The organism is Bacillus sp. N5-665, assembly GCF_022637375.2.
GTDB classification, from domain to species: Bacteria; Bacillota; Bacilli; order Bacillales; family Bacillaceae_G; genus Bacillus_A; species Bacillus_A wiedmannii.
In genome coordinates this window covers 5370001-5383190 of sequence record NZ_CP093325.1, presented here as the reverse complement: position 1 = coordinate 5383190, position 13190 = coordinate 5370001, and the positions used below count along the sequence as shown (strand labels likewise).

The following is a 13190-nucleotide window of genomic DNA, read 5'->3' as shown; positions in this document are numbered from 1 at the left end:
CTGATTTGAAGAAGGGAGAACTATTGAATGGCTAAAGATGATGTAATTGAAGTCGAAGGTACCGTTCTTGAAACGTTGCCAAATGCTATGTTCAAAGTAGAATTAGAGAATGGGCATGTCGTATTGGCTCACGTTTCTGGTAAAATCCGTATGAACTTCATTCGTATTTTACCAGGAGACAAAGTTACGGTAGAATTATCTCCGTACGATTTAAATCGTGGTCGTATTACGTACCGTTTTAAATAATATAGCACTCCGTAATCTTTAAGGAGGTTCGAGACATGAAAGTAAGACCGTCAGTTAAACCAATCTGCGAAAAATGTAAAGTTATTCGTAGACGTGGAAAAGTAATGGTTATTTGTGAAAACCCTAAACATAAACAAAAACAAGGTTAATCAGAAGGAGGTGCATTCAGAATGGCACGTATCGCAGGTGTAGATATTCCTCGAGACAAACGCGTTGTTATTTCTTTAACTTACGTATTCGGCATTGGTCGCACAACTGCTGAAAAAATTCTAACTGAAGCTGGTATTTCTTCAGAAACACGAGTTCGTGATTTAACGGAAGACGAACTAGGACGTATCCGTGATATCATCGATCGTATTAAAGTTGAGGGAGACCTTCGTCGTGAAGTATCTCTTAACATTAAACGTCTAATGGAGATCGGTTCTTACCGTGGTCTTCGTCACCGTCGTGGTTTACCAGTTCGTGGTCAAAACTCTAAAAACAATGCTCGTACACGTAAAGGTCCACGTCGTACAGTAGCAAATAAAAAGAAATAATAAGTAAAGGAGGTTGAACTAACAATGGCACGTAAAACAAACACTCGTAAAAAACGTGTGAAAAAGAATATTGAAGCTGGTATAGCTCATATTCGTTCTACTTTCAACAACACAATCGTAACACTTACAGATACTCATGGTAACGCACTTTCTTGGTCTAGTGCTGGTGCACTTGGTTTCCGTGGATCTCGTAAGTCTACTCCATTCGCTGCGCAAATGGCTGCTGAAGCTGCTGCTAAAGTTGCAATGGAGCACGGTTTAAAAACTTTAGAGGTTACTGTTAAAGGTCCTGGTGCTGGTCGTGAAGCTGCAATTCGTGCTCTTCAAGCTGCAGGTCTAGAAGTAACAGCAATTAGAGATGTTACTCCAGTTCCTCATAATGGATGTCGTCCACCAAAACGTCGTCGTGTGTAATTTTTCTGTATAGAATTTTCCCTTTTGTCTATAATGGATATGATGCATTATCGAGAAATTTCGTACAGAAACATCGCTTGTTGTGCACAATCGGGAACTGCCTAAGGGGGACTTTCGGTTAGACAGGGGGTATCCCTTTGTTTAACCGGGGTTTCGACGTTTTGAAGGAGGGTTTAGTTAATGATTGAAATCGAAAAGCCGAAAATCGAAACGGTTGAACTTAACGAAGATGCTAAATATGGTAAATTCGTAATTGAACCGCTTGAGCGTGGATATGGTACTACTTTGGGTAACTCCTTACGTCGTATTCTTTTATCCTCACTCCCTGGTGCCGCTGTTACTGCTATCCAAATCGATGGCGTATTACATGAATTTTCAACAGTTGAGGGCGTAGTAGAAGACGTTACGACGATCATCTTAAACTTGAAAAAGTTAGCTCTTAAAATCTACTCTGAAGAAGAGAAGACGTTGGAAATTGATGTGCAGGGCGAAGGTATTGTCACAGCTGCTGATATTACTCACGATAGTGATGTAGAAATCTTAAATCCAGATTTACACATTGCAACGTTAGCAAAAAATGCGCATTTCCGCATGCGTTTAACTGCAAAGCGTGGCCGTGGGTATACGCCAGCTGATGCAAATAAAAGCGAAGATCAACCAATAGGAGTAATTCCTATTGATTCTATTTATACTCCAGTATCACGTGTGACTTACCAAGTGGAAAAGACACGTGTCGGACAAGTGGCTAATTATGATAAGCTTACGCTTGATGTATGGACGGATGGAAGCATCGGGCCAAAAGAAGCTATCTCTTTAGGTGCCAAAATCTTAACTGAGCATTTAAATATCTTTGTTGGTTTAACTGATGAAGCACAAAATGCTGAGATTATGGTCGAGAAGGAAGAAGATCAAAAAGAGAAAGTTCTTGAGATGACTATCGAAGAACTAGATCTTTCTGTTCGTTCTTATAATTGCCTAAAACGTGCAGGAATTAATACTGTACAAGAGCTTGCGAACAAAACAGAAGAAGATATGATGAAAGTTCGTAACTTAGGACGTAAATCCTTAGAAGAAGTTAAACATAAACTTGAGGAATTAGGTTTAGGTTTACGTAAAGACGACTGAGGATTTAAACCCATCAACAAAGGAGGGAACTACGAATGGCATACAGAAAATTAGGCCGTACAAGTGCGCAACGTAAAGCTATGTTACGTGATTTAGCTACTGATTTAATTATCAACGAGCGCATCCAAACGACAGAAACTCGTGCAAAAGAACTTCGTTCTGTAGTGGAAAAAATGATCACTTTAGGTAAACGCGGAGATCTTCACGCTCGTCGTCAAGCAGCAGCTTTCATTCGCAATGAAGTAGCTAACGCTGAGACTGGTCAAGATGCACTTCAAAAATTATTCGCTGATGTAGCTCCACGCTATGCTGAGCGCCAAGGCGGATACACTCGTATTGCAAAAATTGGTCCACGTCGCGGAGACGCAGCACCAATGGTAATTATCGAGTTAGTATAATGATAATTAAAAGGGCAGGACAGTTCTTTTCAAGAAACTGGTCATGGCCCTTTTTTTTAAATATAAAAATAGGCTAACTTGGCGAAGGAAAGGGTGCCTTGTATTGAAAAAAGAGAAACTTCGGACAGAGAATATATCATTTCAATATCCTGGGGCAGCCACTTATGCATTAAAAGATGTTTCATTTTCCTTGTATGAGGGAGAATGGGTATCTGTTATTGGACAAAACGGTTCAGGGAAGTCTACACTTGCAAAATTATTGAATGGTTTGTTTTTGCCGGAAGCAGGGACTATTACAGTAAATGATACAATGGTTTTATCAGAGGAAACGGTATGGGATGTTCGAAAACAAATTGGGATGGTATTTCAAAATCCAGACAATCAATTTGTTGGAACGACAGTGCAAGACGACGTTGTTTTTGGCTTAGAGAATATCGGAATGCCAAGAGAGAAAATGGTAGAAAGATTAGATCAGGCCCTCAAACTTGTCCGTATGGAAGATTTTCTTAATGATGAACCTCATTCGTTATCTGGTGGGCAAAAGCAGCGAGTGGCAATAGCAGGCGTTTTAGCACTTCAGCCATCTATTTTGATATTAGATGAAGCAACGTCAATGCTAGATCCTCAAGGGAGACGTGAAGTAGTAGAAACGGTTAGACAACTTGTTAATCAAAAAGGTATTACCGTGTTATCAATTACGCACGATTTAGAAGAAGCGGCGCAATCAGACCGTGTCATTATTTTAAATAAGGGAGAAATATTAGAGGAAGGGACTCCAAAGCAAATATTCAAGTCCTCTCATATGCTCCAAGAAATTGGATTAGATGTACCATTTTCAGTGAAAATAGCAGAATTATTAAAAAGAAATGAAATTCTCTTGCAAAATACGCATCTTACAATGGAAAGCTTGGTGAACGAACTTTGGAGATTACATTCCAAAAAGTAGAACATCGTTATCAATATAAAACTCCATTTGAAAGACGCGCACTTTATGATGTAGACGTGTCGTTTCCAAGTGGGGGCTATTATGCCATTATCGGTCATACTGGTTCAGGTAAGTCGACGATGATTCAACATTTAAATGGTTTATTGCAGCCGACGAATGGCACAGTTCAAATTGGTGAACATTTCATTTCGGCAGGAAAGAAAGAAAAAAAGCTAAAGCCACTACGTAAAAAGGTAGGGGTTGTCTTTCAATTCCCAGAACATCAGTTGTTTGAAGAGACTGTGGAGAAGGATATTTGTTTCGGCCCTACTAATTTTGGGGTATCTGTAGAAGAAGCGAAGCAAAAGGCAAGAGAGGCAATTGAACTTGTAGGGTTAGAGCCAGAACTGTTAACACGTTCACCGTTTGAGTTAAGTGGTGGGCAAATGAGGCGTGTTGCGATAGCGGGTGTATTGGCGATGGAACCCGAAGTGCTTGTATTAGATGAACCTACAGCAGGATTAGATCCAAAAGGGCAGAATGAACTTATGGAGATGTTTTATAAGCTGCATAAGGAAAAAGGTCTTACGGTTATCCTAGTAACACATAATATGGAGGATGCTGCTAAGTATGCGGAGCAGATTGTAGTCATGCATAAAGGAACGGTCTTTTTGCAAGGAAGTGCAGAGGAAGTATTTTCACATGCTGATGAACTAGAGAAAATTGGCGTGGATCTTCCTATGTCTTTAAAGTATAAACGTGCAATTGAAGAGAAGTTTGGCATTTCAATCCCAAAGGCTACCTTATCTTTAGAGGATCTTACTCATGAAGTTGTGCAGGTGTTACGAAAAGGTGGTCATGAATCATGCAGCAGTTGATTATTGGAAGATATATTCCAGGGAAGTCTCTTATTCATCAACTTGATCCACGTACGAAGCTGCTGATTGTCTTTTTATATGTATTTGTTGTTTTCTTAGCAAATAATGCGATTTCATATGGATTTTTATTTTTATATGCACTCATTGCTTTATTTTTTGCAAAAGTGCCGATTCGTTATGTACTTTCGGGCTTAAAACCAATTCTATGGATTTTTCTTTTTACATTTTTCCTGCATATTTTTACAAATAAAGAAGGGGAAGTACTATTCCAGCTTGGTTGGTTTTCGATACATGAAAAAGGATTAGAGCAAGGGATATACATTTCTATACGATTCTTCGTTATTATTTTAATGACGACATTATTAACGTTAACGACGACACCTATTGAGATTACAGATGGCTTGGAGACGTTATTAAAGCCGTTGAAACGTATAAAAGTTCCTGTTCATGAAATCGCATTAATGATGTCAATTTCTCTTCGTTTTATTCCGACATTAATGGATGAAACAAGTAAAATAATGAAGGCACAAGCTTCACGTGGTATTGATTTCGCAGGAGGACCGATAAAAGATAGGATAAAAGCTATTATCTCACTACTCGTTCCTCTATTTATCAGTGCTTTTAAGCGTGCTGAGGACTTAGCAATTGCTATGGAAGCACGTGGGTATCAAAATGGCGAAGGACGTACTAAATTTAGGCAACTACGCTGGAAAACAAGCGATACAGTAACGATTATAAGCTTACTTTGTTTAGCTTGTATTTTGGCATGGGTGCGATCGTAATGGAGAATAGAGAAATGGATAGAATAAAATGTACGGTTGCATATGATGGCATGCATTTTTGTGGTTATCAAATTCAGCCGCAGCATCGTACTGTTCAACAAGAGATTGAGAAAGCTTTGCAGAAATTGCATAAAGGAGAACTTGTTCGTGTTCAGGCATCGGGCAGAACGGATTCTACCGTTCACGCTAAAGGACAAGTCATACACTTTGATACACCGTTGTCTCTTGAAGAGTGGCAATGGAGTAATGCATTAAACACAATGTTGCCAGATGATATTGTTATCAGACAGGTAGAGAAAAAAACAGAAGAATTTCATGCGCGTTACGGTGTCGAGAGAAAAGAATATCGTTATCGTGTATTATTATCAAAGACTGCGGATGTATTCCGTAGAAATTACGTATATCAATATCCATATCCGCTCGAAATAAGCTCTATAAGAAAAGCGATTCCTTATTTTATTGGAACGCATGATTTCACTTCTTTTTGTTCGGCAAAAACTGACAAAAAAGATAAAGTGCGAACGATTTATGAAATTGAGTTAATTGAGCAAGGCGATGAATTAATTTTTCGTTTTGTAGGTAATGGATTTTTATATAATATGGTCAGAATTATTGTTGGTACGTTACTTAGCGTAGGGCAAGGAAAGCTTGATCCTGATAGCATTCCAGAGATTTTAGCGAAACAAAATCGTCAGTTTGCTGGAAAGATGGCTCCAGGTCATGGACTTTACTTATGGCAGGTAAACTATAACAACTAATCCTGGTGTAACATTTGCTTGACATTAGAAACTCAAAAGTATATCATAACATATGGTATTGTTTCTAAAACCACGATTAGCCCCGGAAGGAAATCGTGTTTAAGATAAACAATAGATTTTTTCTATGGAAAAGATAACGAGGAGGGAAACACATGCGTACGACTTTTATGGCAAAAGCTAACGAAGTTGAGCGTAAATGGTATGTGGTTGATGCTGAAGGTCAAACTTTAGGTCGCCTATCTACTGAAGTAGCATCTATTTTACGCGGTAAAAACAAACCTACATTTACACCACACGTTGACACGGGTGATCATGTAATTATTATTAACGCTGAAAAAATTCATTTAACAGGTAATAAATTAAACGATAAAATTTACTACCGTCACACTAACCACCCAGGTGGACTTAAACAAAGAACAGCTCTAGAAATGCGTACAAACTACCCTGTACAAATGTTAGAGCTTGCAATTAAAGGGATGCTTCCAAAAGGACGTTTAGGACGTCAAGTATCTAAGAAATTAAACGTGTATGCTGGAGCAGAGCATCCACACCAAGCACAAAAACCAGAAGTTTACGAACTTCGCGGATAATCAATTAAAGGAGGGCTTACTTTGGCACAGGTTCAATACTATGGCACTGGACGTCGTAAGAGTTCAGTAGCGCGCGTACGCCTAGTTCCAGGCGAAGGACGCGTTATCATTAACGGTCGTGATTTTGAAAACTATATCCCATTTGCTGCATTACGTGAAGTAGTGAAACAACCTCTAGTTGCAACAGAAACTTTAGGTAACTACGATGTACTTGTAAACGTAAATGGTGGTGGATACACTGGTCAAGCTGGTGCTATTCGTCACGGTATTTCTCGCGCTTTATTAAAAGCTGATCCAGAATACCGTCTAACACTAAAACGTGCAGGTCTATTAACTCGTGACGCACGTATGAAAGAGCGTAAAAAATACGGTCTTAAAGGCGCACGTCGTGCACCTCAGTTCTCAAAACGTTAATTTTTGCGAACTACAAACCCCAACCATTTTGGTTGGGGTTTTTTTATGTTTCATTCCTCTTTTTTAATTTTTGTAGTTTGGAATATTTTAGTGCTATTCTCTCGCGTATGCTTCTTCTTTAGAAGTTTAGACTAATACGTATTAGGGAGGTTTATAAGTGCTATGAATGTCATTGTCAGCTTACAAGAAAAACAAAAAGAAAAGCAGTTGAAATATGAACGGAAGATGCTGCGAGAATTATCATTAAAAACATTACGTTCAAATATTAGGGATGCCTTTCAGATGCAGGAACTTCATCGTCAGTATGAAGATTACTGTATTGAATTAGGGATAGAATCGTATTTATTAGGAGCGAGATACAGTAAGTTTGGTTATTATGGTGAATCATTCTTTGATGTGAAATATAGAGCCTTAGAAGAAGAGCAACAATTAACGGAAACACTATTTCAATTTTTAACGAGCATGACTATGCGGGAAATTAAGTTACAAGATGAGGAATTACTTTTTGAATCTTGCCAGCAGTTTATCGGCTTATGGTGGCAGGAAGGGTATGAAAAAGGTGAAAGAAGATATCGATTAAAGCTTCATTAAGACAAGCATAAACTTTCCTCTTGTCCCATATAAGTAATTAGAGGGACTAGCTGGAGGAGGAAAGGTATGAAGAGAATTCGAATTATCTCTTTTGCACTCGCTGCGGTTGTTTTGTTTTTTTTAGTTAAACAAGAATTTCAAATTACAAAATCGTGGCGAGCTTGGAATTTACCCTTATCGGGGAAAGTGATTGTATTGGATGCTGGGCATGGTGGGCCAGACGGAGGGGCTGTTGGTGGAAAAGATATTATAGAAAAAGATATTACGCTTGAGATTACAAAGAAGGTACAAGATTATTTACAAGAACAAGGTGCACTAGTTATTTTAACACGTGAGGGAGATTATGATTTAGCTCAGAAAGATACAAAATCATATAGTAGACGTAAAGCAGAGGATTTAAAAAAGCGTGTAGAGATTATTAATAAGCCTGATGTAGACTTTTTTGCGAGTATTCATTTAAATGCTTTAACTAGCAGTGGATCGAAAGGCGCACAAACGTTCTACTACCGTTCTTCGGTTGAAAATGAACGTGCTGCGAAATTTATACAAGCTGAATTGAGAACGAGTTTAGAGAATACGAATCGTTCTGCTAAAACAATTTCTCATGTGTATTTATTAAAGTATGCGAAAACACCAGGTGCTTTAATTGAAGCTGGCTTTTTATCGAATGTAAACGAAAGGTATATGTTAAATTCGGAGAAATATCAGCAAAAGGTAGCGGCTGCAGTATATCGTGGTATATTACGTTATTTCACGGAAAAAGGGAATCCTCCAGAATAAGGAGGATTTTTTGAATTTCTCTCGTTAACGAAGTTTTCCGAAAATATGTTATACTGGAAATGTAAACGCATTTATTTCAAAAATAAAGAGAGATACATTTAATTAACATTACGTTATTTTTCATACAGGGGGCTGGGCTAACTATGGTAACGAAAGAGCAAGTAGTGGAAGCGTTAGAAGGGATTGTAGATCCGTTTTTACATAAAACGTTAAAAGAAACAGGTGCAATTAAAGAGGTAACAGTTAAGCCTGAGAAGGAACATGTAAGTGTTAAAATTGCAATCGTAAAAACTGGTACAGCGGAACAAATGCAATTGCAATCTGGAATTGTAAAGTTAGTAAAAGAACTAGGAGCAGCAACAGTAGGGCTTCGCTTTGCAGAATTTACAGAAGAGGAATTAGCTCAGTTTGCACCGGAACAGGAAGAAGAGCAAAATGAATCTTTATTGTCACCAAATTCAAAAACAACATTTTTAGCAGTGGCGAGTGGAAAAGGTGGAGTCGGAAAATCAACAGTTTCTGTTAACCTTGCTATTGCTTTAGCTCGTCTAGGTAAAAAGGTTGGTATCATTGATGCTGATATTTATGGTTTTAGCGTACCGGATATGATGGGGATAGAAAAACGTCCTGTTGTAAGAGGAGATAGAATCATTCCAGTGGAGCGTCTAGGTGTAAAGGTAATTTCAATGGGATTCTTTGTAGAAGATAATGCACCGGTTATTTGGAGAGGCCCTATGCTTGGGAAAATGTTAAATCACTTCTTTACAGAAGTAGAGTGGGGCGATTTAGACTATTTAGTTTTAGATTTACCACCGGGTACAGGTGATGTTGCGCTAGACTTACATTCAATGTTGCCAGCTTGTAAAGAGATTATTGTAACAACGCCACATCCAACAGCGGCATTTGTGGCAGCGCGTGCTGGAGCCATGGCTTTACGTACAGAACATAGTATTCTTGGTGTTGTTGAAAATATGGCGTATTTTGAAAGTAAAACAACTGGTGAAAAAGAATATGTGTTTGGAAGAGGTGGAGGAGATAAATTAGCTACAGAACTTCAAACAGAAGTACTTGGCCGAATCCCGCTTCAACAACCTGATTGGAATAAAGATGACTTTGCGCCTTCAGTATATGAAGATACACATACGACGGGTCTTATTTATCGTACGATAGCTGAGACAGTAATTGATAAAATAGCTGTCGCGCAAAAATAAAATAATAATGAGTGGACGATACATATATTGTCCACTCATTATTATAATTATTATTTTTACTGTTGCTCCTTTTTATCGTCTTGGGAACCACTTTCACCGCCTGCTTCTTTTTTATCAGATCCACTTTTTTCGGCCTTTTGTACACCTTTACTAATAATATCAATCATCTTAGCTTGGAAGAGTGGGCTTTCAGCAGTTTCTGTTAGTACTTGTTGTAAATATTGGCGGTATTCTTTGCTCTTCATTGTTTGTAACATCATTTTTTCTACTTCAGGGTTTTTCATAATTTCTATAACGCCTGCTTGGTATTCAGGGTCTTTTAGTAATGTTTTCATTAAGGTTGTTTGTTCTTTTCCCATACTTTTAGCGAATTTCGATGAGAACTCAGGGTCTTTAAAGAGCTTTTCCCAGAATTGTTGCCCTTTGTCGGATACCATTGCATCTTCAATCGTTTTCTTTACTACTGTTTCATCTAGTATGAGTGCTTGTTTCATTTTTTCATCAGTTAACACATCTTGAATGGCTTTCTTACCTTGATCGGTTTTTAAAATATCAACAATCATTTTCTTCGTTTGGTCATAATCAAGTTCGGACTTTGCTTCTTTTCCTTGTGCACATGCTACAAGTACAAGAAATAGAAAAGAAGAAGTCAAAACGAGCAGCATCCGTTTCATAAGTTGGAACTCCTTTCAACACAGTTCTCTCTTTTTAATATAAATATCTTTAAGGAATTTATACATGAACATGGCTAGCTTTTTGAAATTGTCATTGATACAATTTAATTAGAAATATAAGGATAATGGGGGATGTGTTGTGAATAGCCGCAAGTGGGTACGACTGTTTTTTACGACGTTGTTTCTTGGTGGGATTAGCACGGTCATTATTGGATTTGTTTTGGAGTGGGACAAGTACGTTAAATTTTTTCAAAATTTCGACGGAAAGGAAATTTTAGCAGTTTCCTTCTGGTTGATGGGTGTAGGATTTATTTTTAGTGTTATAAGTCAAATGGGGTTCTTTGCCTATTTAACAATCCATCGTTTTGGACTGGGGATGTTCAGGTCACCTTCTTTATGGAATGCAGTTCAGCTCTTCTTTATTGCATTCGTTTTATTTGATTTCGTGTATTTAAGATCCGTATTGATTGCAAATGGGGAAGTTTCGTTAGGGAATAACATACTTGTTGCAGGTGTATTATTTGTGTTTGGGGCGATTGTTGCTTACATAAAAAGTAAAGAAACGAATAGAAAGGCATTTGTGCCCGCTTTGTTCTTTATGGTTGTTGTAACAATTCTTGAGTGGGTACCAGCGCTTCGTATTAATGATACAGATTGGTTGTATTTAATGGTGATACCACTTTTATTATGTAATGCATATCAGTTACTTATATTACATCGTTTAATTGGAAAGGCGAGTAAGTCGGCTTAAGTAAGAGAGATTTTTGAGTTTTTATGCAGGGTGGTTGTACGAATATAAATATCGGGATGAAAAAAGCTCTACTACCTTAATGATAGGTAGTAGAGCTTTTTATGTGTGAAGGCACGAGGGGAAAGAATTACCTTACATCTTTACTTTTTGTACTTGTGTTAGAAATAAGTTGTGATACCGATATTTGCTCATATCCGTCACTCTTTAATTTTTGCAGAAGCAGTGGTAAAGCTTTATTTGTTTGAAGGGCAGAATCGGATGCATGTAATAAGACGATATCTCCACCTTTTAAATTAGTAGAGACATTGGAAACGATATTGTTTACACCTGGGTTTTTCCAGTCGTTTGAGTTATTACTCCAATGGACGATGGTGTATCCGAGTGATTCTGCTATTTTAAGTGTTGCTTTGTTAAAGTCTCCACTAGGTGGACGTAATAGTTTGACTTGTTTCACACCAAGTTTTGTAAAAACATCTTGTGCTCGTAAAAGATCTCTTCGTATTTCATTTGTCTCTAGAGAAGTGTAGGACGTGTAATTATAGCCCATACTACCGATTTCATGTCCATCTTTTATGATGCGTTCAACAACATCAGGGTGTCTTTCTGCCCATGCAGCAGAAACGAAGAAGGTTGCATTCTTAATGTCTCTTTCTTTAAGTGTATCAAGGATTGGAATTGCTTTTTTGTCTCCCCAACTAATATCAAATGTGAATGCAACTTGTTTTTTAGAGGTGTCTCCTTTGTAAATAACTTTAGGTCCTGTCGCTGTTGAAAAAGCAGATTCATGTGAATATGTTTTCAAAAAGAGAAGCCATGCTGTAAATAAGGAAAGTATCACTATTAAGCTAATGTGTTTAAAAGCTCGTTTACTCGTAATAAAAAAGAAAAACATAATATTACGCCCCTTTGTCCAATCCTTTTCAGTTACATATATGCTTTATATATTAAAAAGAGAACAAAGGATTAATATCGTAAGCAGTGGATATAATGAATGATAGGATTTTGATAAGTGAAAATGAGCGGAAAGTTTATTGCTTTGTAAGAAATGATTGAGGTGATGATTTGCTTGGGTTTATGTTAACGAAAGAAGAGAAAAAAGAAATGGAATACATATTGAAGAGAGAGTTAGAAGAACTTTTATTTGATTTTGAAGATGAACGTATTCATGACGTTGTAAAAAAGGCGATGGAAGAAAGATATAAAATCATTTTTTGTTTGTTTCGAAGAGTCGCTAATGCAGAAGAATGTATGCGTTATGTAAGGAAAAGAACTTTTTATTAAAAAGTGTTGACGTTAATGGTTGTTATATGATAAATTAATAACCGTCGCTGATGCGGAAACGCAGAAGACGATAAAAAAGAAATTAAAAAACTTAGTTGACATTGAAAAATGAAGATGTTAACATAAGGAAGTCGCAAATGAGCGACCAAGTAGTTCTTTGAAAACTGAACGAAACAAACAACGTGAAACGTCAATTTTTATTTTTAGATGCTAGACAAACTAACTTTATTGGAGAGTTTGATCCTGGCTCAGGATGAACGCTGGCGGCGTGCCTAATACATGCAAGTCGAGCGAATGGATTGAGAGCTTGCTCTCAAGAAGTTAGCGGCGGACGGGTGAGTAACACGTGGGTAACCTGCCCATAAGACTGGGATAACTCCGGGAAACCGGGGCTAATACCGGATAATATTTTGAACTGCATGGTTCGAAATTGAAAGGCGGCTTCGGCTGTCACTTATGGATGGACCCGCGTCGCATTAGCTAGTTGGTGAGGTAACGGCTCACCAAGGCAACGATGCGTAGCCGACCTGAGAGGGTGATCGGCCACACTGGGACTGAGACACGGCCCAGACTCCTACGGGAGGCAGCAGTAGGGAATCTTCCGCAATGGACGAAAGTCTGACGGAGCAACGCCGCGTGAGTGATGAAGGCTTTCGGGTCGTAAAACTCTGTTGTTAGGGAAGAACAAGTGCTAGTTGAATAAGCTGGCACCTTGACGGTACCTAACCAGAAAGCCACGGCTAACTACGTGCCAGCAGCCGCGGTAATACGTAGGTGGCAAGCGTTATCCGGAATTATTGGGCGTAAAGCGCGCGCAGGTGGTTTCTTAAGTCTGA

Annotated in this window: 19 protein-coding genes and 1 rRNA gene (1 of these 20 running past the window's edge); 18 read left to right on the top strand and 2 right to left on the bottom strand. The window is 38.2% G+C overall.

What is annotated here, in order from left to right:
• The first annotated feature begins 27 nt into the window (after positions 1 to 27).
• The 15 genes from infA (at position 28) to salA (ending at position 9648) form a co-directional block, all read left to right on the top strand.
• Entirely contained in the window at positions 28 to 246 is a 219-nt protein-coding gene (infA, locus tag MNO09_RS30165; protein WP_001029884.1) for a translation initiation factor IF-1, read from the top strand.
• A 35-nt stretch (positions 247 to 281) separates the two neighbouring features.
• Positions 282 to 395, top strand: a complete 114-nt coding sequence (gene rpmJ, locus MNO09_RS30160) for a 50S ribosomal protein L36 (RefSeq protein WP_000868344.1) — start codon at positions 282 to 284, stop codon at positions 393 to 395.
• Between the two features lie 21 nt (positions 396 to 416).
• On the top strand, positions 417 to 782 hold the full coding sequence (rpsM, locus tag MNO09_RS30155; protein WP_000090790.1) for a 30S ribosomal protein S13: 366 nt from the start codon (positions 417 to 419) through the stop codon (positions 780 to 782).
• 24 nt (positions 783 to 806) lie between these two features.
• A complete protein-coding gene (gene rpsK, locus MNO09_RS30150) occupies positions 807 to 1196 on the top strand; it encodes a 30S ribosomal protein S11 (RefSeq protein WP_000101797.1) in 390 nt (129 codons plus the stop codon).
• Between the two features lie 180 nt (positions 1197 to 1376).
• The gene (locus MNO09_RS30145; protein ID WP_000569644.1) at positions 1377 to 2321 is read left to right on the top strand and encodes a DNA-directed RNA polymerase subunit alpha; all 945 of its coding nucleotides are present in this window, start codon (positions 1377 to 1379) and stop codon (positions 2319 to 2321) included.
• A gap of 35 nt (positions 2322 to 2356) precedes the next feature.
• Complete coding sequence (rplQ, locus tag MNO09_RS30140; protein WP_000331490.1) at positions 2357 to 2719, top strand: 50S ribosomal protein L17; 363 nt, start codon at positions 2357 to 2359, stop codon at positions 2717 to 2719.
• Between the two features lie 103 nt (positions 2720 to 2822).
• A complete protein-coding gene (locus tag MNO09_RS30135; RefSeq protein ID WP_000711780.1) occupies positions 2823 to 3665 on the top strand; it encodes an energy-coupling factor ABC transporter ATP-binding protein in 843 nt (280 codons plus the stop codon).
• Positions 3641 to 4522 carry an energy-coupling factor ABC transporter ATP-binding protein gene (locus MNO09_RS30130; RefSeq protein WP_000406519.1) on the top strand — a complete coding sequence of 294 codons (882 nt, stop codon included), beginning with the start codon at positions 3641 to 3643 and terminating at the stop codon, positions 4520 to 4522. Before MNO09_RS30135 ends, MNO09_RS30130 begins: the two co-directional genes overlap by 25 nt.
• Positions 4510 to 5304: an energy-coupling factor transporter transmembrane component T family protein gene (locus MNO09_RS30125; protein ID WP_001186519.1), complete on the top strand. Its 795-nt coding sequence runs from the start codon at positions 4510 to 4512 to the stop codon at positions 5302 to 5304. The genes MNO09_RS30130 and MNO09_RS30125 overlap by 13 nt, the downstream gene beginning before the upstream one ends.
• Positions 5305 to 5318: 14 nt before the next feature.
• Positions 5319 to 6062: a tRNA pseudouridine(38-40) synthase TruA gene (gene truA / locus MNO09_RS30120; protein ID WP_002096935.1), complete on the top strand. Its 744-nt coding sequence runs from the start codon at positions 5319 to 5321 to the stop codon at positions 6060 to 6062.
• A gap of 152 nt (positions 6063 to 6214) precedes the next feature.
• Positions 6215 to 6652 (top strand): 50S ribosomal protein L13, encoded by a 438-nt coding sequence (rplM, locus tag MNO09_RS30115; protein ID WP_001260795.1) that lies wholly within the window; start codon positions 6215 to 6217, stop codon positions 6650 to 6652.
• A 21-nt stretch (positions 6653 to 6673) separates the two neighbouring features.
• A complete protein-coding gene (gene rpsI / locus MNO09_RS30110) occupies positions 6674 to 7066 on the top strand; it encodes a 30S ribosomal protein S9 (RefSeq protein ID WP_000079986.1) in 393 nt (130 codons plus the stop codon).
• A gap of 162 nt (positions 7067 to 7228) precedes the next feature.
• Positions 7229 to 7657 carry a YbaK family protein gene (locus MNO09_RS30105; RefSeq protein ID WP_001101006.1) on the top strand — a complete coding sequence of 143 codons (429 nt, stop codon included), beginning with the start codon at positions 7229 to 7231 and terminating at the stop codon, positions 7655 to 7657.
• 66 nt (positions 7658 to 7723) lie between these two features.
• A complete protein-coding gene (cwlD, locus tag MNO09_RS30100; RefSeq protein ID WP_000822446.1) occupies positions 7724 to 8437 on the top strand; it encodes an N-acetylmuramoyl-L-alanine amidase CwlD in 714 nt (237 codons plus the stop codon).
• 143 nt (positions 8438 to 8580) lie between these two features.
• Positions 8581 to 9648: an iron-sulfur carrier protein/transcriptional regulator SalA gene (gene salA / locus MNO09_RS30095; RefSeq protein ID WP_000256605.1), complete on the top strand. Its 1068-nt coding sequence runs from the start codon at positions 8581 to 8583 to the stop codon at positions 9646 to 9648.
• Between the two features lie 56 nt (positions 9649 to 9704).
• Here the strand turns inward: salA and gerD are convergent, their stop codons facing one another.
• On the bottom strand, positions 9705 to 10322 hold the full coding sequence (gene gerD, locus MNO09_RS30090) for a spore germination protein GerD (RefSeq protein WP_000827524.1): 618 nt from the start codon (positions 10320 to 10322) through the stop codon (positions 9705 to 9707).
• A 139-nt stretch (positions 10323 to 10461) separates the two neighbouring features.
• Here gerD and kbaA point away from each other — a divergent pair, with 139 nt between their 5' ends.
• On the top strand, positions 10462 to 11073 hold the full coding sequence (gene kbaA / locus MNO09_RS30085; protein WP_001088514.1) for a KinB signaling pathway activation protein KbaA: 612 nt from the start codon (positions 10462 to 10464) through the stop codon (positions 11071 to 11073).
• Between the two features lie 127 nt (positions 11074 to 11200).
• Here the strand turns inward: kbaA and pdaB are convergent, their stop codons facing one another.
• A complete protein-coding gene (gene pdaB, locus MNO09_RS30080; RefSeq protein WP_000464700.1) occupies positions 11201 to 11965 on the bottom strand; it encodes a polysaccharide deacetylase family sporulation protein PdaB in 765 nt (254 codons plus the stop codon).
• A 170-nt stretch (positions 11966 to 12135) separates the two neighbouring features.
• Between pdaB and MNO09_RS30075 the strand changes: the two genes are divergently transcribed.
• Positions 12136 to 12354, top strand: coding sequence for a hypothetical protein (locus MNO09_RS30075; protein ID WP_000900298.1), 219 nt, complete (start codon positions 12136 to 12138; stop codon positions 12352 to 12354).
• A gap of 225 nt (positions 12355 to 12579) precedes the next feature.
• Positions 12580 to 13190: ribosomal RNA gene (locus MNO09_RS30070) — 16S ribosomal RNA — on the top strand; it runs 941 nt beyond the window's last position.